The 23,118-nt window shown below is 54.9% G+C and carries 15 protein-coding genes and 2 pseudogenes; 5 read left to right on the plus strand and 12 right to left on the minus strand.

Annotated features, from left to right (window positions below; all coding sequences use genetic code 11):
* Complete coding sequence (malP, locus tag C0557_RS24100; protein ID WP_208661711.1) at positions 1 to 2,394, minus strand: maltodextrin phosphorylase; 2,394 nt, start codon at positions 2,392 to 2,394, stop codon at positions 1 to 3.
* Positions 2,395 to 2,975: 581 nt separating this feature from the next.
* Here malP and malT point away from each other — a divergent pair.
* Positions 2,976 to 4,619: pseudogene (malT, locus tag C0557_RS24105) on the plus strand (HTH-type transcriptional regulator MalT); the annotation flags it as partial.
* Here malT and C0557_RS24110 read toward each other — a convergent pair.
* From C0557_RS24110 to glpE, 3 genes and pseudogenes are all read right to left on the minus strand, one after another.
* A pseudogene (locus C0557_RS24110) lies at positions 4,603 to 5,313 on the minus strand (DeoR/GlpR family transcriptional regulator); the annotation flags it as partial. The pseudogenes malT and C0557_RS24110 sit on opposite strands and share 17 nt — an antisense overlap.
* Before the next feature lie 17 nt (positions 5,314 to 5,330).
* Complete coding sequence (gene glpG / locus C0557_RS24115; RefSeq protein ID WP_208661713.1) at positions 5,331 to 6,161, minus strand: rhomboid family intramembrane serine protease GlpG; 831 nt, start codon at positions 6,159 to 6,161, stop codon at positions 5,331 to 5,333.
* Between the two features lie 57 nt (positions 6,162 to 6,218).
* Positions 6,219 to 6,548, minus strand: coding sequence for a thiosulfate sulfurtransferase GlpE (gene glpE, locus C0557_RS24120; protein WP_074775941.1), 330 nt, complete (start codon positions 6,546 to 6,548; stop codon positions 6,219 to 6,221).
* 189 nt (positions 6,549 to 6,737) lie between these two features.
* Between glpE and glpD the strand changes: the two genes are divergently transcribed.
* The gene (gene glpD, locus C0557_RS24125) at positions 6,738 to 8,243 is read left to right on the plus strand and encodes a glycerol-3-phosphate dehydrogenase (RefSeq protein WP_208661715.1); all 1,506 of its coding nucleotides are present in this window, start codon (positions 6,738 to 6,740) and stop codon (positions 8,241 to 8,243) included.
* A 154-nt stretch (positions 8,244 to 8,397) separates the two neighbouring features.
* Here the strand turns inward: glpD and glgP are convergent, their stop codons facing one another.
* The 6 genes from glgP to asd all read right to left on the minus strand — a co-directional run bounded on the left by glgP (position 8,398) and on the right by asd (position 19,212).
* Positions 8,398 to 10,845 (minus strand): glycogen phosphorylase, encoded by a 2,448-nt coding sequence (glgP, locus tag C0557_RS24130; protein ID WP_208661717.1) that lies wholly within the window; start codon positions 10,843 to 10,845, stop codon positions 8,398 to 8,400.
* 19 nt (positions 10,846 to 10,864) lie between these two features.
* A complete protein-coding gene (glgA, locus tag C0557_RS24135) occupies positions 10,865 to 12,298 on the minus strand; it encodes a glycogen synthase GlgA (protein ID WP_208661719.1) in 1,434 nt (477 codons plus the stop codon).
* Positions 12,299 to 12,390: 92 nt separating this feature from the next.
* Positions 12,391 to 13,674, minus strand: coding sequence for a glucose-1-phosphate adenylyltransferase (gene glgC / locus C0557_RS24140; RefSeq protein ID WP_208661722.1), 1,284 nt, complete (start codon positions 13,672 to 13,674; stop codon positions 12,391 to 12,393).
* A 14-nt stretch (positions 13,675 to 13,688) separates the two neighbouring features.
* A complete protein-coding gene (glgX, locus tag C0557_RS24145) occupies positions 13,689 to 15,665 on the minus strand; it encodes a glycogen debranching protein GlgX (protein ID WP_208661724.1) in 1,977 nt (658 codons plus the stop codon).
* Entirely contained in the window at positions 15,662 to 17,848 is a 2,187-nt protein-coding gene (gene glgB / locus C0557_RS24150) for a 1,4-alpha-glucan branching enzyme (protein ID WP_208661726.1), read from the minus strand. Before glgB ends, glgX begins: the two co-directional genes overlap by 4 nt.
* 257 nt (positions 17,849 to 18,105) lie before the next feature.
* Positions 18,106 to 19,212 (minus strand): aspartate-semialdehyde dehydrogenase, encoded by a 1,107-nt coding sequence (gene asd, locus C0557_RS24155; protein WP_208661728.1) that lies wholly within the window; start codon positions 19,210 to 19,212, stop codon positions 18,106 to 18,108.
* Positions 19,213 to 19,387: 175 nt separating this feature from the next.
* Between asd and C0557_RS24160 the strand changes: the two genes are divergently transcribed.
* From C0557_RS24160 to C0557_RS24170, 3 genes are all read left to right on the plus strand, one after another.
* Positions 19,388 to 19,981, plus strand: a complete 594-nt coding sequence (locus C0557_RS24160) for a YhgN family NAAT transporter (protein WP_007369718.1) — start codon at positions 19,388 to 19,390, stop codon at positions 19,979 to 19,981.
* 81 nt (positions 19,982 to 20,062) lie between these two features.
* Positions 20,063 to 20,326 carry a hypothetical protein gene (locus C0557_RS24165; RefSeq protein ID WP_074775957.1) on the plus strand — a complete coding sequence of 88 codons (264 nt, stop codon included), beginning with the start codon at positions 20,063 to 20,065 and terminating at the stop codon, positions 20,324 to 20,326.
* Positions 20,323 to 21,078: a Fic family protein gene (locus C0557_RS24170; protein WP_208661737.1), complete on the plus strand. Its 756-nt coding sequence runs from the start codon at positions 20,323 to 20,325 to the stop codon at positions 21,076 to 21,078. Before C0557_RS24165 ends, C0557_RS24170 begins: the two co-directional genes overlap by 4 nt.
* A 63-nt stretch (positions 21,079 to 21,141) precedes the next feature.
* Here the strand turns inward: C0557_RS24170 and gntU are convergent, their stop codons facing one another.
* The gene (gene gntU, locus C0557_RS24175) at positions 21,142 to 22,482 is read right to left on the minus strand and encodes a gluconate transporter (RefSeq protein ID WP_074775960.1); all 1,341 of its coding nucleotides are present in this window, start codon (positions 22,480 to 22,482) and stop codon (positions 21,142 to 21,144) included.
* On the minus strand, positions 22,479 to 23,012 hold the full coding sequence (gene gntK / locus C0557_RS24180) for a gluconokinase (protein WP_074775962.1): 534 nt from the start codon (positions 23,010 to 23,012) through the stop codon (positions 22,479 to 22,481). Before gntK ends, gntU begins: the two co-directional genes overlap by 4 nt.
* Positions 23,013 to 23,118 lie beyond the last annotated feature (106 nt).

Raw genomic sequence — 23,118 nt, forward strand, 5'->3', positions numbered from 1 at the left:
TTAGCGTTTTGCCTGCCAGATGCGGGTTTGATAATCGCGGATTGAGCGGTCAGAGCTAAACATACCGCAGCGCGCCGTGTTCAGGATCGCCGCACGAGTCCACGCTTCCTGGTCGCGGTAGAGCACATCCACCTGCTTTTGCGCTTCCACATAGGCGGCAAAATCCGCCAGCACCAGATAGGGATCGCCCCCCTGTTTGCCAATGCTGTGTAGCATCTGGTCAAAAGCATGTTTATCCCCGTCGCTGAACTTCCCGCTTTCAAGCTCCTTCAGCACCGCATCCAGCAGCTTATCTTTTTTACGCCATTTCAGCGGATCGTAGCCTTTGGCTTTCAGCGCTTTCACCTGTTCCACCGTGTGGCCGAAGATAAAGATATTCTCTTCGCCAACCTGTTCGGCAATTTCAACGTTTGCGCCGTCCAGCGTACCGACCGTCAGCGCACCATTCAGCGCCAGCTTCATGTTGCCGGTACCGGAAGCCTCTTTGCCCGCCGTGGAGATCTGTTCTGATACATCCGCCGCCGGGATCAGCTTCTCCGCAGCCGAAACACAGTAATCCGGCAGGAATACCACCTTCAGCTTGTCACCGACCTTCGCATCGTTGTTAATCACTTCCGCCACTTTATTGATGGCAAAGATAATGTTTTTCGCCAGGTAGTAGCCCGGCGCAGCTTTGGCACCAAACAGGAAGACGCGCGGCACGCGGTCAGCTTTCGGGTTTTCGCGAATCTCTTTATACAGGGCGAGAATGTGCAGCAGCCCCAGGTGCTGGCGTTTGTATTCATGCAGACGCTTGATCTGGATGTCGAACAGCGCCTGCGGGTTGATCTCAATACCGGTACGGGCTTTGACGAACGCCGCCAGCCGCACTTTGTTCTGCTGTTTAATCTCGCGATACTGCTTGCGGAATGCCGCGTCGTCGGCGTACTTCTCCAGATTGATCAACTGATCGAGATCGTTGGCCCACTCTTTTTTCAACGTCTTGTCGAGCAGCGCAGCCAGTAACGGGTTGCACTGTTTGATCCAGCGACGCGGCGTGATGCCATTAGTAACATTATGGAATTTGCCCGGCCAGAGCTGGTGATATTCCGGGAACAGATCCTTAACTACCAGATCCGAATGCAGCGCCGCCACGCCGTTAACCGCAAATCCGCCCACCACGCAAAGGTTCGCCATGCGAACCTGTTTGTGATGCACCACCGCCAGTTTTGCCCATACCGCGTCGTCGCCCGGCCAGGTTTTCTCGACCAGCAGCTTAAATTTGTCGTTGATCTGTTTGATGATTTGCATGTGCCGCGGCAGTAGCGCTTTGACTAACGTTTCGTCCCAGCACTCCAGCGCTTCCGGCATCAGCGTATGGTTGGTATAGGCAAACGTCCGGCTGGTGATCGCCCAGGCATCGTCCCAGCTTAGCTGGTGCTCGTCGATCAGCACGCGCAGCAGTTCCGGAATGGCGATAGTCGGGTGCGTGTCGTTAAGCTGGATCACTTCGAAATCCGGCAACTGCGCCAGTTTGCGCCCTGCCAGATGGTGACGGCGCAGAATATCGGCAATCGAACAGGCGCACTGGAAGTATTGCTGCATCAAACGCAGCTGTTTACCGGCCTTGTGATTGTCGTTCGGGTAGAGCACTTTCGTCAGCTTTTCCGCGTCGATCCCGGTTTGCTCGGCGCGCAGGAAATCACCGTCGTTGAATTTGGTCAGATTAAAGGGATGAGCATGTGTCGCCTGCCATAAACGCAGCGGCTGCGTCACGCCGTTACGGTAGCCAATGACCGGTAAATCCCAGGCTTCGCCAATCAGCGTAAAAGCGGGCTGCCACTGTCCGGATTTGCTCACCTTGCCGCCAATCCCCACCTGCACATCCAACTGCTCGTTATGGCTGAACCACGGGTAGCTGCGGCGATGCCAGTCGTCCGGGGCTTCATGCTGTTGTCCATCAACAAAAGACTGGCGGAACAGGCCGTACTGATAATTCAGGCCGTAGCCGGTCGCCGACTGGCCAACCGTTGCCATCGAGTCGAGGAAACAGGCCGCCAGACGCCCCAGACCGCCATTACCCAGCGCCGGATCGATCTCCTCTTCCAGCAGGTCGGTCAGGTTGATGTTGTGTTCCTGCAATACCGCGCCAACATCCTGATACCAGCCCAGGCTCAACAGGTTATTGCCCGTCAGGCGGCCAATCAGAAATTCCATTGAGATATAGTTAACGTGGCGCTGCCCTTTCGCCGCTTTCGGCGCGGGCTGTGCCGCCAGCAGTTCTGCCAGCGCGCCGCTCACCGCTTGCCACCACTGTCGGGTTGTCATGTCACCGGCAACCTGAATCCCTAAACGCTGCTGCTGGCGCGTGAGCGCCGCTGCAAATTCCGCTTTATTAAACGTTGGCTTTGACATAAAGAATCCGGGTCCTGTAATGAAGTAAATCGACGTTTGCGTTAGTGTGCCTGGCTCGGTTTATGACTTCCTCATCCTGCCAGGGATTAGCCGGGGAGGAGCAGCGGGGAGGAGCAAAAAGTGTGATCGCCGCCACCTAAAGGTAGCGTTTTTTTCGCACGTTATTCAATCAAATTGAGTGGAAATTGTTCAATAAAAATGAAATGTCGTTTCGGAGGAAATTAGTTTTAGTTACGCGTTAAAAGCAGAAAAAATAATATTCACCACACGAACACTAATCAATTTTTGCTATTTGTGCGTTTTGTCTGATACGTCGGTTAATAATGCGAACAAACCCTTACTACATGTATAGCTATTAAGCTTTCTGCCATGCGCAGCGCGCCAGCCGTGCCCCGGCCATTTTTCCCTTTTTTGTCCTTAACTATTCATGAAATAAATAGAAATGTGACATAGTGCAAATTCACAATCGTTAGATCCGGACATAACTTGCAATATTTCCTCATCTGACCGACCTTATTAGGATTAATTACGAAGCGCAAAAAAAATCACACCCTCCGTTTTCGCACAGTGAAGTGATAACTATGTTGATTCCGTCAAAATTAAGTCGCCCGGTTCGTCTCGACCACACCGTGGTTCGGGAACGCCTGCTGGCTAAACTTTCCGGCGCGAACAATTATCGCCTTGCGCTGGTGACCAGCCCTGCGGGTTACGGAAAAACCACGCTCATTTCGCAATGGGCAGCCGGGAAAAATGATGTTGGCTGGTTCTCTCTGGATGAAGGGGATAACCAGCCGGAACGTTTTGCCAGCTACTTTATCGCTGCGGTTCAGCAGGCGACGGGCGGCCATTGCGTCAGGAGCGAGGCGATGGCGCAAAAACGCCAGTACGCCAGCCTGCCGTCGCTCTTTTCCCAGATGTTCGTTGAATTGATGGAGTGGCAGCGCCCACTTTTTCTGGTCATCGACGATTATCATCTGATCACCAACCCGGTGATCCATGATGCAATGCGATTCTTTTTACGCCATCAGCCGGAAAACCTGACGCTGATTGTGCTGTCGCGTAATCTGCCACAGTTAGGCATCGCCAACCTGCGCGTACGTGAACAACTGCTGGAAGTAGGCAGCCAGCAACTCGCTTTTACCCATCAGGAAGCAAAACAGTTTTTTGACTGCCGCCTGACGTCGCCGATTGAAGCAGCAGAAAGCAGCCGCCTGTGCGACGACGTTGCCGGCTGGGCGACAGCGTTGCAGCTTATCGCCCTCTCCGCGCGACAAAACCACAGTGCGCCGCACCAGTCCGCACGCCGCCTCGCCGGCATTAATGCCAGCCATCTCTCCGATTATCTGGTGGATGAAGTGCTGGATAATGTCGATACCGACACACGTAAGTTCCTGCTGAAAAGCGCCCTGCTGCGCTCGATGAACGACGCGCTGATCGTCCGCGTGACCGGTGAAGAGAACGGGCAAATGCGGCTCGAAGAGATTGAGCGTCAGGGGCTGTTTTTACAACGTATGGACGATTCCGGCGAATGGTTCAGTTACCACCCGCTGTTCGGCAGTTTCCTGCGCCAGCGCTGTCAGTGGGAACTGGCGACTGAATTGCCGGATATTCACCGCGCCGCGGCGGAAAGCTGGATGGCGCAAGGCTTCCCCAGTGAAGCCATTCACCACGCGCTGGCAGCCGGAGACGGCATTATGCTGCGCGATATTCTGCTGCATCACGCGTGGGGTTTGTTTAATCACAGTGAACTGAGCGTGCTGGAAGAGTCGCTGAAAGCGCTGCCGTGGGAAAGCCTGCTGGAAAATCCGCGTCTGGTCCTGTTGCAGGCCTGGCTGATGCAAAGCCAGCACCGCTACAGCGAAGTGAACACGCTGCTGGCGCGCGCCGAGCAGGAGATGACCACACAAATGGACGCCTCGTTGCACGGCGATTTCAACGCCCTGCGCGCCCAGGTGGCGATCAACGATGGCGATCCGGTGGAAGCGGAACGGCTGGCGATGGTGGCGCTCGACGAGTTGCCGCTGGCTAACTATTACAGCCGTATTGTGGCGACCTCCGTTCATGGTGAAGTGCTGCACTGCAAAGGCGAGCTGACCAGTTCACTGTCGGTGATGCAGCAAACCGAACAGATGGCGCGTCGTCACGATGTCTGGCACTACGCGCTGTGGAGCCTGATCCAGCAAAGCGAAATTCTGTTCGCGCAGGGGTTCCTGCAGGCGGCATGGCATCGGTGTACACCGCATCCACAAGGCCAATGCTGCCCATATTCACCATCGCGTTACGGCCAAATTTCGAGTGATCTACCACCAGCATGACGTGACGCGAGTTTTCAATGATCGCGCGCTTGGTGCGCACTTCGTGGTAGTCGAACTCCAGCAGCGAGCCATCCGCATCAATCCCGCTAATGCCGAGGATGCCGAAATCGAGGCGAAACTGAGAGATAAAATCGAGTGTCGCCTCGCCAACGATGCCGCCGTCGCGGCTGCGCAGTTCGCCGCCCGCGAGGATCACGCGGAAATCCTCTTTCTTCATCAGTGTGTTCGCGACGTTCAGGTTGTTGGTCACAACGCGCAGATCGCTATGTTCCAGCAGCGCATGGGCGACGGCTTCCGGCGTGGTGCCAATGTCGATAAACAGTGTTGCGCCGTTCGGGATCTGTTCTGCTACCTTGCGGGCAATGCGCTCTTTTTCCGCCGTCAACGTTGATTTGCGATCGTGCCAGGAGGTGTTCACCGAGCTGGAAGGCAGCGCCGCGCCGCCGTGGTGACGCAAGATTTTGTTTTGATCCGCGAGGTCATTCAGATCGCGGCGAATGGTCTGCGGGCTGACGGAAAATTGTTCAACAAGCTCTTCGGTACTGACATATCCCTGTTGTTTAACCAGTTCAATAATCGCGTCATGACGCTGTGTTTGTTTCATGAAATGTCCCTGGATAATTATGTTCGTTTCCGCACATTCTGTGAGTCCACCAGCGCCATCGCCAGCCCAATCACCATGCCAGCCGTGTGCGCACCGGTGGCAATCTCAAAGCCCATTACGCCGAACCACTCGGCAACCATCAGCGCAACCGTAAAAATAAACAGCCCATTCGGTAACGCCACCTGAGGAACCGGATCGCGTACGCCGTGCAGCCAGACATAACCAATCAGCGCATACACGACGCCGGATAAACCGCCAAACCACGGGCCGGTAAGTTGATGCTGCACAAAACCGCTTAATAAGGCGCTAATCAGGGTAATAACCACCAGTTTGCCGGTGCCGAGACGCTTTTCAACGGCTCCGCCAAGATACCACCACCAGAACAGGTTGAAGAGGATATGTACCAGCGAAAAATGCATTATTGCGTGAGTGAAGTAACGCCAGACCTCAAACTGCACGCTGGCATCCCACGGCCAGGCGAGCCACATCATCACGGTCTGATCGCCAATCACGCTCATCACCACGAAGACAAATATGCAGAGCGCAGTCATCAGTAGCGTCAATGGCCCGCCGCGTTCGCGAATGGCCGCCGTCAGGGGAAAACGACGATAGCGCAGACCGCTATTGACCTGCCCGGATTGCCAGCTCGCCGCCAGATAGCGCGGGTCGGCAGGATTTTCGATAAAGCGCGCCAGTTCAGTTTTGACGCGCTCAGCCTGGCTCTCATCTGCCAGCCAGATATCGCTTTGCTCGTGATGTTGAATGGTGAGGATCACGCCCTGGGTCTGCATATAATCGACAAACGCCTGGGCGACGCGAGGGTTAGTAAAAGAGGTAATCATCAACATGGCGGGCGTCGCTTAATCCATACAAAGAGAGACAGTATAGCGGCACGGGACGGATGCCTAAAGCGTACCGTGCGCCACTTCAGCCGGGAAATGACGGTGCCAGGCATCGAAACCGCCGTCCACACTGTAGACCTGATCGTATCCCTGCTGGAGCAGGTATTGCGCCGCACCTTTGCTGCTGTTGCCGTGGTAGCACATCACCATCACCGGAGTATCGAAATCGTTGTCGCGCATAAACGCGCCCAGCGTATCGTTGGTCAGATGGAATGCGCCCGGCGTATGCCCCATCGCGAAGCTTTGCGGATCGCGGATATCCACCAGCACGGCCTGCTGCTGATGCAATTTCTGATGGGTTTCTTCTACGTTAATGCATTCAAAGTGATCCATGACGTTCTCTTAATTGACACAGGAAATGGCTATTCTGCCGTCAAGTGTACGTCGTGACGGCGGGTAAACGCCATTATGTTATGCGTATCACTCTAAATTGTTTTTTTGATGTTACCAAAAGCGCATTCCTTTGCTATCATGAGCGATAACGAACATTTATGAGCTTTAACGAAAGTGCGTGAGGGCAGCATGGAAACCAAAGATCTGATTGTGATAGGCGGGGGCATCAACGGTGCCGGCATCGCGGTAGACGCCGCAGGGCGTGGTTTATCCGTGCTGATGCTGGAGGCGCAGGATCTGGCCTGCGCGACATCCAGCAACAGCTCCAAACTGATTCACGGTGGCTTGCGCTACCTTGAACACTACGAATTCCGCCTGGTAAGCGAAGCGCTTGCCGAGCGCGAAGTGCTGCTAAAAATGGCGCCGCATATCGCTTTCCCGATGCGTTTTCGTCTGCCGCATCGCCCGCATCTGCGCCCGGCGTGGATGATCCGCATTGGCCTGTTTATGTACGACCACCTTGGAAAACGCACCAGCCTGCCGGCTTCAGCCGGTTTGCGTTTTGGCTCAGAATCGGTGCTGAAACCGGAAATCGTGCGCGGTTTCGAATATTCCGACTGCTGGGTAGATGATGCGCGTCTGGTACTGGCGAATGCGCAGATGGTTGAGCGTAAAGGCGGCAAAGTATTGACCCGCACCCGCGCCACCAGCGCGCGCCGCGAAAATGGCCTGTGGATTGTCGAAGCGGAAGATATCGATACCGGAGAAAAATATAGCTGGCAGGCGCGCGGTCTGGTGAACGCCACCGGTCCGTGGGTTAAACAGTTCTTCGATGACGGTATGCATTTGCCTTCACCGTACGGCATTCGCCTGATCAAAGGCAGCCATATTGTGGTGCCGCGCGTACATTCGCAGAAGCAGGCCTATATTCTGCAAAACGAAGACAAACGTATTGTCTTTGTTATTCCGTGGATGGATGAGTTCTCCATTATCGGCACTACCGATGTGGAGTATAAAGGCGATCCGAAGCACGTTGAGATCGATGAAAACGAGATCAACTACCTGCTGAAAGTCTATAACGCGCACTTTAAAAAACAGCTCACGCGCAACGATATCGCCTGGACTTACTCCGGCGTGCGCCCGCTGTGCGACGACGAATCCGATTCGCCGCAGGCCATCACCCGCGACTATACGCTGGATATTCACGATGAGAACGGCCAGGCGCCGCTGCTGTCGGTGTTTGGCGGCAAGCTGACCACCTACCGTAAACTTGCCGAGCATGCGCTGGAAAAACTGACGCCGTACTACAAAGGCATCGGCCCGGCGTGGACAAAAAATTGCGTGCTGCCAGGCGGCGATATCAGCGGCGATCGCGACGACTACGCGGCGAAACTGCGCCGTCGCTACCCGTTTATCAGCGAATCGCTGGCGCGCCATTTTGCCCGCACCTACGGCAGTAACAGTGAACTGCTGTTGGCAAACGCCACCCGCATTGAAGATTTGGGGGAACACTTCGGTCATGAGCTGTATGAAGCCGAACTGCGTTACCTGGTCGAACATGAATGGGCACGCCGCCTTGATGATGTGATCTGGCGTCGTACGAAGCTGGGAATGTGGCTGAACGCCGAAGAGCAATCCCGCGTGGCGCAGTGGTTAACGCGTCATAACAAAGCGGAATTATCGCTGGCGTCGTAATAGTTGTGCCGGATGGCGGCTACGCCTTATCCGGCCTACAGAATTCTGCATATTTGTAGGCCCGGTAAGCAAAGCGCCACCGGGCAATAAACACCCCGCCGAAGCAAAATGCCGGATGGCGGCTACGCCTTATCCGGCCTACAGATTGGTGTGATTACAGGCGTACCGGATCGATATGCCAGATATATTCGGCGTACTCCTGAATCGTACGATCCGACGAGAAATACCCCATATTGGCGATATTGTGCATCGCTTTGGTGGCCCACTCTTCCGGGTGGAGGTACAGCTCATCCACCTTATCCTGGCAATCAACATAACTGCGGAAATCCGCCAACACCTGGTAATGGTCGCCAAAGTTGATGAGCGAATCCACCAGATCGCGGTAGCGACCAGGCTCGTTCGGGCTGAACTGACCGGTGGCGATTTGCGTCAACACCTGATGCAGTTCTTGATCTTTTTCGTAGTATTCGCGCGGCGAATAACCTTTGCGTCGCAGCGCCTCAACTTCATCCGCCGTATTGCCGAAGATAAAGATATTCTCCGCGCCGACATGCTCCTGCATCTCAACGTTGGCGCCATCCAGCGTACCAATTGTCAGCGCGCCGTTCAGGGCGAACTTCATATTACTGGTGCCGGAGGCTTCCGTACCCGCAAGGGAAATCTGTTCTGACAGATCCGCCGCCGGAATGATCACCTGCGCCAGGCTGACGCTGTAGTTCGGGATAAACACCACTTTCAGCTTGTCACCGATTTGCGGATCGTTATTGATCACCTGCGCCACATCGTTGATCAGATGAATAATATGCTTCGCCATGTAATACGCCGAAGCGGCTTTCCCCGCGAAAATATTAACGCGCGGCACCCACTGCGCGGTGGGGTCTTCCTTGATACGGTTATAACGCGTGATGACGTGCAGGACGTTCATCAACTGACGTTTATATTCATGGATACGCTTGATCTGCACATCGAATAGCGCTTTTGGATTCACCACCACATTAAGCTGATGGGCAATGATCTCCGCCAGCCGCTTTTTGTTCTCCAGCTTGGCCTGCCGCACCGCCTGGTTAACCAACGGATAATCGATATGCTGCTCCAGCTCGCTCAACTGGCTGAGATCGGTACGCCATGTACGGCCAATATGTTCATCCAGCACGCCGGAAAGCGAAGGGTTGGCCAGCGCCAGCCAGCGTCGCGGCGTTACGCCGTTGGTGACGTTGAGAAAACGCATCGGGAAAATAGTGGCAAAATCGGCAAACAGCGACTGAACCATCAAGTTGGAGTGCAGCTCAGACACGCCGTTGACTTTATGGCTGATCACTACTGCCAGCCACGCCATACGCACGCGGCGGCCGCTGGATTCGTCAATGATCGACGTCCGGCTCAGCAGCCCGGTATCGTTCGGGTACTGCTCCTGCAACGTTTTCAGGAAATAATCATTAATCTCGAAGATGATTTGCAGATGACGCGGCAAAATTTTGCCCAGCATATCCACCGGCCAGGTTTCCAGCGCTTCGCTCATCAACGTATGGTTGGTGTAAGAGAAAACCTGACAGGTTACTTCAAACGCTTCATCCCATTCGAATTTATGTTCGTCGATCAACAGACGCATCAGCTCCGGAATCGACAGCACCGGATGGGTGTCATTGAGGTGAATGGCGATTTTATCCGCCAGATTGCTGAAGGTTTGATGCAATTGATAGTGGCGGCTGAGGATATCCTGCACGGTCGCTGAAACGAGGAAATACTCCTGCCGCAAACGCAGTTCACGCCCGGAATAGGTGGAATCGTCCGGGTAGAGCACGCGGGAGACGTTTTCCGAGTGGTTTTTATCTTCCACCGCCGCAAAGTAGTCGCCCTGGTTAAATTTACCGAGGTTGATTTCGCTACTGGCCTGCGCATTCCACAGGCGCAGAGTGTTGGTCGCGTCGGTGTCGTAGCCGGGAATGATCTGGTCGTAGGCTACCGCAAGGATCTCTTCGGTTTCCACCCAACGACTCCGCTTACCCTCTTGCTGAACACGCCCGCCAAAACGCACCTTATAGCGCGTATTGTGGCGTTTGAATTCCCACGGGTTGCCGTATTCCAGCCAGTAGTCCGGCGACTCTTTTTGCCGCCCGTCGACGATATTTTGCTTAAACATGCCGTAGTCATAACGGATGCCATAGCCGCGACCGGGCAAGCCCAGCGTCGCCAGCGAATCCAGGAAACAGGCCGCCAGTCGCCCGAGACCGCCATTGCCGAGGCCGGGGTCGTTCTCTTCATCAATCAGCTCTTCAAGATCGAGCCCCATCTCTTCCAGCGCGTTTTTCACGTCGTCATAAATACCGAGCGAAAGCATGGCGTTGGAGAGCGTGCGGCCAATCAGAAACTCCATCGATAAGTAGTAGACCTGGCGTACTTCCTGGGAAAGTTGTGCACGGGTGGAACGCAGCCAGCGCTCCACCAGACGATCGCGAACGGCGAACAGCGTGGCGTTCAGCCATTCATGGCGGTTAGCAACCGCCGGATCTTTACCGATGGTGAACATCAGTTTATAGGCAATCGAATGTTTTAATGCCTCAACGCTCAACGTCGGTGAGGCATAAGTAAATGGCGCATTCATATAAGTGATTCCTGGAAAACTATTTCAACCGAAGGTAAAGATCGCGATAAGACTGCGCTGCGACCTGCCAGCTAAAATCCATGGCCATCGCCTGGCGCTGTACAAAACGCCAAAGCGAAGGCCGGGACCACAACACGAAAGCACGCCTGATCGCCCTTAACAGCGACCAGGCATTACTGTCTTCAAAAGCAAAACCGGTGGCGATGCCATCCGCCAGATTTTCCAAAGAACTGTCGGAAACGGTATCCGCCAGCCCGCCGGTTCGCCGCACCAGCGGCAACGTCCCATACTTCAGACCGTACAACTGTGTTAAGCCGCACGGCTCAAAACGGCTCGGCACCAGAATGACATCCGCGCCGCCCATAATGCGGTGGGAGAACGCTTCGTGATAGCCAATCTGTACGCCGACCTGACCCGGATGCTCCGCCGCCGCTGCGAGGAAACCTTCCTGCAATACCGGATCGCCCGCGCCCAGCAGCGCCAGTTGGCCGCCCTGTTCCAGCAGGCCTGGCAAGGCTTCCAGCACCAGATCCAGCCCTTTCTGGCTGGTCAGACGGCTGACCACGGAGAACAACGGAGCTTTGTCGTTGACCTTCAACCCCATGGCGATTTGCAACTGACGTTTGTTCTCCGCTTTCTCTTCCAGCGTATCCCGCGTGTAGCGCGCGCCGAGAAGCAGATCTGTTGCCGGGTCCCAAATCTTCTCGTCCACACCGTTCAGAATGCCGCTGAGGCGGCCCTCCTGCTGGCGCTGGCGCAGTAATCCTTCCATACCATAGGCATATTGCGGCTCGGTGATCTCCCGGGCGTAGGTGGGGCTAACGGCGGTAATATGATCCGCGTAATACAGCCCCGCCTTCAGAAATGAAATCTGTCCGTTAAACTCCAGCCCGTGCATGTTAAAGAATGACAATGGCAACTGGATGTCATTCATATGCTGGGCAAAAAACATTCCCTGATAGGCCAGGTTATGGACGGTAAAAACCGACTTCGCCGGGCGCCCTTTCGCCGCCAGATAGGCCGGAGCCAGCCCCGCATGCCAGTCGTGCGCATGCACCACATCCGGGCGCCAGAAAGGATCCAGCCCGGTTGCCATCTCGCTGCCCACCCAACCGAGCAGCGCAAAACGCAATACGTTGTCAGTATAGGCAAATAAATTGGTATCGTGATAAGGACTGCCGGGGCGCTCATATAAATGCGGCGCGTCGATCAGGTAGATCCCTACTCCATTGAAATGCCCAAACAGCAACGTGATGGGCCCGGCAAAGGTCTCCCGGCGGGTAACTACCTGAGCATCGCTCACGCCACGGCGAATATCCGGGAATGCAGGCAACAGTACGCGTGTATCAATACCACCGGCGATTTGCGCCGCAGGCAATGCACCAATAACGTCCGCCAGACCTCCGGTCTTCAGCAACGGAAACATTTCAGAACAGACATGTAAAACCTGCATTATCGCTCCTGTTCAAATCCATACGGCAAGGATGGCCGTCAGGGGGGGAAACAGCGCGCGGGCCTCTTCCGCGCAAGGTTTTAATTCACTTTTCAGCCTTGCAGTTTGCGTAGCATCTCTCGCGTGACCAGCACGATGCCCTCTTCGGAGCGGTAAAATCGGCGCGCGTCTTCTTCTGCGTTTTCACCGATCACTGTGCCTTCCGGGATCACACAACCTCTGTCGATAATGCAGCGGCGCAAGCGGCAGGAGCGTCCTATCCATACCTCCGGCAACAATATCGACGAATCGATATTGCAGAAGGAGTTGACGCGTACGCGATAAAACAACACCGACTGCACAACGACCGAGCCTGAAATAACGCACCCGCCAGAAACCAGCGAATTCAGCGTCATGCCGTGGCTGCCCGAGCGATCCTGAACAAATTTCGCCGGCGGCAGAGATTGATTATAGGTACGGATAGGCCAGTTTTGATCGTACATATCCAGCTCTGGCATCACCGACGCTAAATCGAGGTTCGCTTTCCAGTAAGCTTCAAGCGTTCCCACATCGCGCCAATAAGGTTCTGAATTCGGATCCGATTGCACACAGGATTGTGGGAAAGGATGTGCATAGGCCATGCCAGATTTGACGATTTGCGGAATGATGTCTTTACCGAAGTCGTGGCTGGAGTTCTCGTTTTTATCATCCTCCTCCAGCAGGTCGTACAGATATTCGGCATCAAAAATATAGATCCCCATACTGGCCAGCGCTTTGCTGTCATCGCCGGGCATTGCGGGCGGATTCGCCGGTTTTTCGACGAAGTCGACCACCTTGTCCTGCTCATCGACCGCCATCACGCCAAAAGCGGTTGCTTCGTGAATGGGCACCGGCAGGCAGGCCACGGTGCAACGCGCCCCTTTTTCGACATGGTCGAGCAGCATGCGCGAGTAATCCTGCTTGTAAATGTGGTCACCCGCCAGAATGACGATATATTCCGCGCGATAGCGGCGAATAATATCGAGGTTCTGCGTCACCGCATCTGCCGTGCCGCGATACCAGTTTTCGCCATGCACCCGCTGCTGGGCAGGCAATAAATCGACAAACTCGTTCATCTCATTATTGAAGAATGACCAGCCGCGCTGAATATGCTGAACCAGCGTGTGAGATTGGTATTGGGTAATCACCCCAATACGGCGGATACCGGAGTTGATACAGTTGGAGAGTGCAAAATCGATGATGCGGAATTTACCGCCGAAGTGAACCGCCGGCTTGGCACGTTTTTTTGTTAAATCTTTCAGGCGTGTCCCGCGCCCGCCCGCCAGAATCAGGGCGACGGATTTTAAGGGCAACTGGCGCGCTAACATTGTAGGGTCGTTCTTCTCTAATCTCACCATGACAGACTCCGTTTTTATGACCGCTGAAATACGCAAACTCCATGCGCAGGCCCATGCCAGGCAGTTATCACTACCGGATTGTCCTCTCCGGCAAAGGGAGGAATGGCATGCCAACCCCCTTGAGGCAAAACCATTTCTGCAACATCGCTGGTTGCGTTAATGGCGATTAAAACCGTATCGGAGAGCAGAATTTGTAAGCGCAGAGCGCCGTGCTGCCACGCCTGCGCCGTCAACGGTTGTCCGGCGTGATCCAGCCAGGCTACGCTGCCATCCCCTTCTTCCCACCAGACGTCGCGCGTCAAAGCGGGGATCCGTTGACGTAGCTGGATAAGCGCAGCAGTGAAGTGCATGAGCCCGCTATCCGCGTGCTGCCAGCTCAGCCATGTCAGCGCGTTATCCTGACAGTACGCATTATTATTACCGTGCTGGCTGTGTCCCAGTTCATCTCCGGCCAGCAGCATCGGCGTTCCCTGAGAAAGCAGTAGCGTGGTCAGCAGGGCATGCACGCTGGCGCGCCGCCGTTCGACCACATCAAAACTGCCGCCCAATCCCTCGTGTCCATGATTATTGCTGTGGTTGTTGTCGGTGCCGTCGCGATTGTCCTCGCCGTTCGCCTCGTTATGCTTGTGGCTGAAGCAGACACAATCACGCAAAGTAAAACCATCGTGCGCGGTGATCAGATTGACTGAAGCCGACGGCGAACGGCCCGCATGTTTAAACAGATCGCTGGAGGCAGCAAACCGCCCGGCCAGCTCTCCGAGCGACAACGACTGTTCCAGCCAAAAACGGCGCGTCGCGTCGCGGAAATGATCGTTCCATTCGGCAAACGGTGCGGGGAAATTCCCCACCTGGTAGCCGCCTGGGCCGATATCCCACGGCTCGGCGATCAGTTTCAGATCGCAAAGCAGCGGATCGTTTTTGATCGCAGTAAACAGTGGCGCCTGCGGATCGAAATTCGGTGTGCGTCCCATTACTGTCGCCAGATCGAAGCGGAAACCGTCAACGTGGAATGTTTCCGCCCAGTAGCGCAGGCAAGCATGCGCATAGTCCACGCCTGCGGGGTGGCTCAGATTCAGCGTGTTGCCGCATCCGGTCCAGTTGTGGTAATCGCCATCGTCTCTGATCCAATAATAGGTACTGTTATCAATGCCACGCAGGGAGAAAGTCGGCCCGTCGAGATCGGTTTCGGCGCTGTGATTAAGCACAATATCGAGGATCACTTCGATCCCCGCCAGATGCAGCGACCTCACCGCTTCACGAAACTCATTGATGGCCTGTTGCGGATCGCTGGCATAGTGCGGATGGAGCGCAAACAGCGCCAGCGGGTTGTAGCCCCAGTAATTAGAAAGCCCCAGCCGTTGCAGGCGCGGCTCACTGGCAAAATGGGCGACGGGCATCAGTTCCAGCGCGGTGATGCCAAGCTGCTTAAACCAGGCAATCATCAACGGATGCCCCAGCGCCTTATAGGTGCCACGGATATTTTCCGGTAACTGAGGATGAAGCCAGGTGAGCCCTTTGACGTGCGCTTCGTAAATGACGGTGTTGCCCCACGGCGTGCGCGGCAGCGCATCGCCTTGCCAGTCGAACGCGTCTTGCACCACCACGCTGCGCAAGCCAAGCGAGGCATTATCGTGAGGATCCGGCGAATCATGGCCGCCGTGGAACAGCGGGCTGTCAACGGCTTCGCCGTCGACGCGCTTCGCGCAGGGGTCGAGCAAAAGTTTTGCCGGATTGAAACGGTGGCCTCGCGCCGGTTCCCAGGGGCCATGCACACGGTAGCCATAATGCAGGCCGGGTTTTGCGCCGCTGAGAAAACCGTGCCAGATATCCCCGGTGCGGCCAGGCAGGTCGACGCGCTGTTCGTTACCTTCGTCATCGAACAGGCACAACTCGACGCGCTCCGCATGGGCGGAAAACAGCGTAAAATTAACGCCGTCCGCCTGCACTTCTGCGCCGGGCGGCAACGATTGCCCCACCGTCAGCTTCGTCATTCCCCCTCCCGCACCAGCCAGATGGTCGCCAGCGGCGGTAACGTCAGCAGCAGCGAGTGTTCACGCCCCCGGTTAGCAATCGCATCGCTGTGTACCACACCGCCATTACCGGTATTGCTGCCGTGGTAGTGCATCGAATCGGTGTTTAACTCCTCGCGCCAGCGGCCGGGCTGATTGATACCAAAGCGATAATCGTAGCGCGGCACCGGGGTAAAGTTACTGGCGACAATGATTTCGTTGCCCTGCTTGTCGCGGCGGACAAAGACAAACACCGACGCTTCATGATCATCCACCACCAGCCACTCAAAACCGTACGGGTCAAAATCCAGCTCATGCAGGGCTTTGTGGTGGCGGTAGAAATGGTTCATGTCGCGCACCAGCCGCTGTACGCCGTGGTGCCAGTTGTCGCCGCCCTCAAGAAGATGCCAGTCCAGGCTGCCGTCGTGGTTCCACTCGCGTCCCTGGGCAAATTCGTTGCCCATAAACAGTAATTTTTTGCCGGGGAAGCCCCACATCCACGCGTAGTAAGCGCGCAGATTGGCAAATTTTTGCCAGGCATCGCCGGGCATTCTGTCGAGGATCGATTTCTTGCCGTGAACCACTTCGTCATGGGACAGCGGCAGGATAAAGTTTTCGCTGTAGTTGTAGAGGATGCCGAAGGTGAGCTTATCGTGGTGGTACTTGCGATACACCGGATCGAGCTTCATGTAGTCCAGCGTGTCGTGCATCCAGCCCAGATTCCACTTGTACCAGAAACCCAGCCCGCCCTGCGAAGGCGGCCGCGAAACGCCGGCAAAATCGGTGGACTCTTCCGCCATACTGACGACGCCCGGTGCCTGCTCGCCGAGAATGCGGTTGGTGTTGCGCAGAAATTCAATCGCTTCCAGGTTCTCGCGCCCGCCAAATTCATTGGGGATCCACTCGCCCTCTTTGCGGCTGTAGTCGCGGTAGATCATCGAGGCCACCGCATCGACGCGCAGCGCATCAATACCGAAGCGTTCGATCCAGTAGAGCGCGTTGCCTACCAGATAATTACTCACTTCGCGACGCCCGTAGTTATAGATCAGCGTGTTCCAGTCCTGGTGATAGCCTTCGCGCGGATCGCTGTGCTCATACAACTTCGTCCCGTCAAACTCCGCCAGGCCAAAATCGTCCGACGGAAAATGGCCCGGTACCCAGTCGAGGATCACCCCCAGCCCGGCAGCATGTGCGGTATGAATAAAGTGCAGAAAATCATCACGGGTGCCAAAGCGGCGGGTCGGCGCGTACAGCCCGGTCGGCTGATAGCCCCAACTGCCATCAAAGGGGTGCTCATTCACCGGCAGCAGTTCAAGGTGGGTAAATCCCATCCATTTGGCGTACGGCACCAGCTGATCGGCCAGTTCACGATAGCTGAGCCAGAAGTTGTTGTCGGTATGGCGACGCCAGGAACCCAGATGCACCTCATAAATACTGATTGGCGCATCAAACTGGTTTGCCTGTTTGCGCTCATCGCTCTGGGTTTTCTTGCCCGGCAGACCGCAGATCAGCGAGGCGGTATCCGGGCGCATCTGGGCTTCAAAGGCGTAAGGATCGGCCTTAATCTTCAACCTGCCGTTTGCATCACGGATCTCGAATTTGTAGAGCTGACCGTTGAGCGCGCCAGGAATGAACAGCTCCCAGATCCCGCTTTCACGACGCAGGCGCATTGGATGACGGCGACCGTCCCAATAGTTGAACTGCCCAACCACCGAAACCCGCTGTGCATTCGGTGCCCAGACGGCGAATCGCGTTCCGACCACGCCATCCATCGTATCAGCATGCGCACCCAGCGTTTCATAGGGGCGCATATGTGTTCCTTCACTGAGCAACCAGCTATCCAGCTCCTGCAATAGCGGGCCGAAACGATAGGGATCATCAATCAGATTCTGCTGGCCATGCCAGATCACAGCAAATTGATAACGGAAAGGATTTTTGCGGCGCTCCATCACGCCGCTGAAGAAGCCCCGTGAATCCAGGCACTCCAGTTGTCCCACTTTGCGCCCGGTTTTCGGCTCAATGACCCACACTTCAGTGGCGTCAGGCAACAGAGCGCGAACTTCAATACCGGCGTCGGTACAATGCATGCCAAGAACGGAAAAAGGGTCGGCAAAATGGCCGGAAATTAGGGCGTTAATCACGTCTCTGTCGATATGAACAGACATGGCTTTCATCCTGTTATCGTGGTATCGCGCTTTCCACCGTCGTTTCAGGCGGTTGCGATACTTTTTGAACCTGAACGGAGCAGCACAAATGTGCGCATCCTCTATGCTCCGTCCCGCTTTCAGGTAAGGTGTTCAGACACCTTACTTAAAGCATAGCCAACACTTTTCAACTCCTGAGAAAATAAACACATCAACCACATTTTCCGGTAAAAACTCATAAAAAAAGGTGCCGAAGCACCCTTTTTTTTATTTTTCGCTTACGCCAGTTGGCGCAACATTCGACGCAATGGTTCCGCCGCGCCCCACAATAGCTGGTCGCCAACGGTAAAGGCGGAGAGGAACTCCGGCCCCATGTTCAGTTTGCGCAGACGACCAACCGGCGTGGTCAGCGTGCCGGTGACCGCCGCAGGCGTCAGTTCGCGCATGCTGATTTCGCGATCGTTCGGCACCACTTTTGCCCACGGGTTGTGCGCAGCCAGCAGCTCTTCCACGGTCGGAATCGACACGTCTTTTTTCAGTTTGATGGTAAACGCCTGGCTATGGCAACGCAGCGCGCCGACACGTACGCACAGACCGTCAACCGGAATGGTGGACGCCGTGTTGAGAATTTTGTTGGTTTCGGCCTGGCCTTTCCACTCTTCGCGGCTCTGGCCATTATCGAGCTGTTTGTCGATCCATGGGATCAGGCTGCCCGCCAGCGGTACACCGAAGTTATCAACCGCCAGTTCGCCGCTACGGGTCAATGCTGTGACTTTGCGCTCGATGTCGAGGATAGCCGAAGCCGGATCCGCCAGTTCTGCCACCACATGGCTGTGCAACTGGCCCATTTGCGTCAGCAGTTCGCGCATATGACGCGCGCCGCCGCCGGAAGCCGCCTGGTAGGTCGCCACAGAGACCCATTCCACCAGATCGTTGGCGAACAGACCGCCCAGCGACATCAACATCAGGCTGACGGTACAGTTGCCGCCAACAAAGGTTTTGATGCCGTTGTTCAGGCCGTCATTGATGACCGCCTGGTTAACCGGGTCGAGGATAATAATGGCGTCATCTTTCATGCGTAAAGAAGATGCTGCGTCGATCCAGTAACCCTGCCAGCCGCTTTCACGGAGCTTTGGATAGATTTCGTTGGTATAATCGCCGCCCTGGCAGGTGACAATGATGTCGAGTGCCTTCAGCGCTTCCAGGTTGAACGCGTCCTGAAGCGTACCTGCTGCATGGCCACCAAACGCTGGTGCAGCCTGCCCAAACTGGGAAGTGGAAAAGAAGACAGGGCGAATGGCGTCGAAATCGCGCTCCTCAACCATGCGTTGCATGAGTACAGAGCCGACCATTCCACGCCAGCCGATAAAACCAACATTTTTCATAGCGAAAGTTCCTGCAGAGGTATGTGCTGAAGATGTGTACCAGTATCCCACTGGGCCAGTGCTCACATTACAAAATGCAGCCAAAGTCGCAAGTGAAATTAATCAATGATAGCGAATGCATCAGAAATGCGGCTAATTACTGCAAGTTGGCCGCCAGCGTCAGGGATAATAATAAATGAGTGAAATCATCTCCGCAGCGGTGTTGTTGATCCTGATAATGGATCCGTTAGGCAACCTGCCCATTTTTATGTCGGTGTTAAAACATACCGAGCCGAAACGCCGCCGGGCGATCATGATCCGCGAACTGCTGATCGCCCTGCTGGTAATGTTTATCTTCCTGTTTGCCGGGGAGAAAATCCTCGCGCTGCTCAATTTGCGCGCGGAAACGGTGTCGATTTCCGGCGGCATCATTCTGTTCCTGATCGCCATTAAGATGATTTTCCCCAGCGAAACCGGCAGCAGCTCCGGCCTGCCAGCTGGCGAAGAACCGTTTATCGTGCCGCTGGCGATTCCGCTGGTCGCTGGCCCTACGCTGCTGGCGACGCTGATGCTGCTTTCCCATCAGTATCCAAACCAGATGAGCCATCTGGTGATTGCGCTGTTAATCGCCTGGGGCGGAACGGTCGCCATTTTGCTGCAATCGACGCTGTTTTTACGCCTGCTCGGCGAGAAAGGGGTGAACGCGCTGGAACGCCTGATGGGGCTGGTTTTGGTGATGCTCGCCACCCAGATGTTCCTCGACGGCATTCGGGTGTGGATGAAGGGCTGACACAGTATTTATGCCAGGTGCCTCTGGAGACATAGGTACACCTATATGCTAAAATTTGACCACTAATGGAGGTTAAATGTGATGATTAAAAATACGTCCCCAAGCGTGGCCAGTAAGATTCGCCACCTTGCCGCATCTCATAACATCTCTGATATTCGTGACGATACTAGCCGTATGGCTATGGTTATTACGCAGTTGGCGGGTGATACCATCGTTCTGGATAACATCGAGCAATTGCTGGTAAACCTTAAGAGAAAAGGTGTTCTGACTAAAGCTGAAACCCTTTCATTACAGGCCGATTATCTGCAAGAGAAACGAAAAGCGAACGGGAAGTTTCGTGCATGATTTTCGATCCGTTTGGCGACTTCGAAACAGCAGGATACCTGAAAAATTCATTAGGTTTAAAAGATCCTGAAGAAGTTAAACGATCTGAGCACCTTATGTTTGAACTGAGTATCAATGAAGCCCTCGACTTCCTTGCGAAGGTTGATCCCATTGATTACAAAGCGATACTTCATGTTCATAAAATCCTTTTCTGTGAGTTCTATCCTTGGGCCGGTCAGGATCGCTGCGAGCTCGTTCCAGGCCTCGCGGTTTTTAAAGGTTCGCCCGACAATCCTCGCCACACGGCATTTGAACATCCGAAAGGGATCAAACACGCCATTGATTATGCTTTGCAATTGGCTGCCAGACATGAGCGGTTTAAAAATAAACCGGGCGAAGTGATGGGACTTTTAGCGTTCGCACATCCTTTTCTTGATGGCAATGGTCGCACTATCTTATTGCTTTTTATGGAACTGTCATACCGTGCAGGCTTTACAATCGATTGGGCCAGAACAAATAAAGACGATTATTTGCAAGCGCTGAGCGCAGAGATTGAAAATCCGTCTCAAGGTCATCTTAACCGCTATCTGGCTCCCTTCATCGTGGACATTACGAGTCGAGACCAATGGGCGGAAATGATTGGCGGAATTAAAGGACTGGACGGTTTAGATAAAGAAAAGATCTCTTATGGCAGCCTGGATGACCCTGAAATTAAAAAAATATATACCACAAACCGCTATTACATCCCGGATGGTGATCTATCCAGTAACTAAGCGAGTCTCTAAATAACAAAAAGGCAGCGACCAAACGGCGCTGCCTTTTTCTTTACGAAGAACTTAACTCAACAACGTGAAAGCAATCATCCCGATAATTGCACCGGTGGTGCCGAGGATGGTTTCCATCATTGTCCAGGTCTTCAGCGTTTGCGCTTCGGTTGCGCCGGTAAAACGGCCATACAGCCAGAAACCGGCGTCATTCACGTGGCTCACCACGATGGAACCGCCCGCGATACAGATGGAGAGTGCCGCCATCTGCGCGCCGTTGAAGTGCAGTTGTTCGATAACCGGCATCACCAGGCCAACCGCCGTCAGACAGGCAACGGTGGCAGAACCCTGAATGATGCGCACCGCCGCCGCCAGCACGAAGCAGGTAATGGCGACAGGCAGGCCCATACCGGTCAGCGCTTCACCCAAAGCCGGGCCTACGCCTGAGTCCACCAGCACTTGTTTGAACACACCGCCCGCACCGATCACCAGCAGAATAATGCCCGCCGGTTGCAGCGCGTGGCCGCAGATTTCCATCACGCGATCTTTCGGCATACCCTGGCGCATCGCCAGGCCGTAAATCGCCACCAGGCACGCCACGAGGATCGCAGTGAACGGATGACCGATAAACTCCAGCCAGTCGTACAGGCTGCTGCCTTCAGTAACGAAACGCGCAGCAATTGTCTTCATCCCTACCAGCACCAGCGGCAGCAGGATCAGCGACAAGCTGAACGTGAAGGACGGCATTTTGCCTTCGCCAAGATGCGGCTCGCTCACGTCATCAGGAATGTGCAGTTCGACATAACGGCTGATGAAGTTGCCCCACAGCGGACCAGCAATCAGCATGCCCGGAATGGCGGCGCACAGGCCGATCAGGATCATCCAGCCGAAATCAGCATGCATCTGCGAAGCCAGCAGCATCGGCGCTGGCCCCGGCAGCAGAAACGCCGCCGCTGCCGCAACACCGGCAAACAGCGGAATCACCAGTTTCACCAGGTTGGTGCCCGTATGGCGCGCCATTGAGAAAGCAACGCTAATCAGCAGCACAATCGCCACTTCAAAGAACAGCGGTAATGCGCAAATCAGCCCGGCCAGACCAATCGCATAATGCGCGCGGCTGTGGCCGAAAGATCTCAGCATTTTGACGGCGATTTGGTCCACCGCCCCGGTTTCATGCAGGATTTTGCCGAACATTGCGCCAAGCGCGACCACAATCGCCAGAAAGCCGAGCGTTCCACCCATCCCTTTTTCCATGGTCTGCGCGATTTTAATCAGCGGCATACCGGAAAAGAGCCCTGCACCAATAGAAACCACCATCAAAGCGACGAAAGCGTGCATACGCGCTTTCATCACTAAAAACAGCAGCAACAGCACGGAGCCGACTGCTGTTAAAACCAGTGTTAATGTACTCACTGCACATTGCCTTTGTTAATAATCTCAATGGTGCTGGCAACAACACCTTCCAGCGGCTGGTCGATATCAACAACCAGAACATCGCGCTCGTCTGCTCCCGGCTCTTCAAGAGTGTCAAACTGCGTGACCAGCATCTGCGTTTTAAAGAAGTGGCCTTTACGCGCCTTCAGACGGCTTTCGATAACATCGAAATCCCCTTTCATATAGATGAAGGAGAGATTCGGGTTACCGTCGCGCAGCAGGTCGCGATAGTGCTTTTTCAGCGCCGAGCACACAATCAGCGACACTTTATTGGTGCGCTGCATGGCGAAAGCGGCATCGTTCAGCGCCTGCAACCACGGTTTGCGGTCGTCGTCGTTGAGCGGTTCGCCGGAGGCCATTTTCATGATATTGCTGCGCGGATGGAGGAAATCGCCATCGAGAAACGCGGCATGTAACTGATGCGCCACTTCGCTGGCGACAGCGGATTTACCGCTGCCTGAAACGCCCATCAGGACATAAATGTGGTGATCAAAGTTCGTCGTGCTCAAGGGTAGCCCCCACAAAGTGCAAGAGTGAATTGTTACGGGTAACTGTTATCGGTAACATTGTCCTGCCGGGGTCTGGGAGAAGCAATATCCATTCGTGCCAGAGATA

Origin of the sequence: Kosakonia sp. MUSA4, assembly GCF_013085925.1 — a bacterium.
GTDB lineage: Bacteria > Pseudomonadota > Gammaproteobacteria > Enterobacterales > Enterobacteriaceae > Kosakonia > Kosakonia sacchari_B.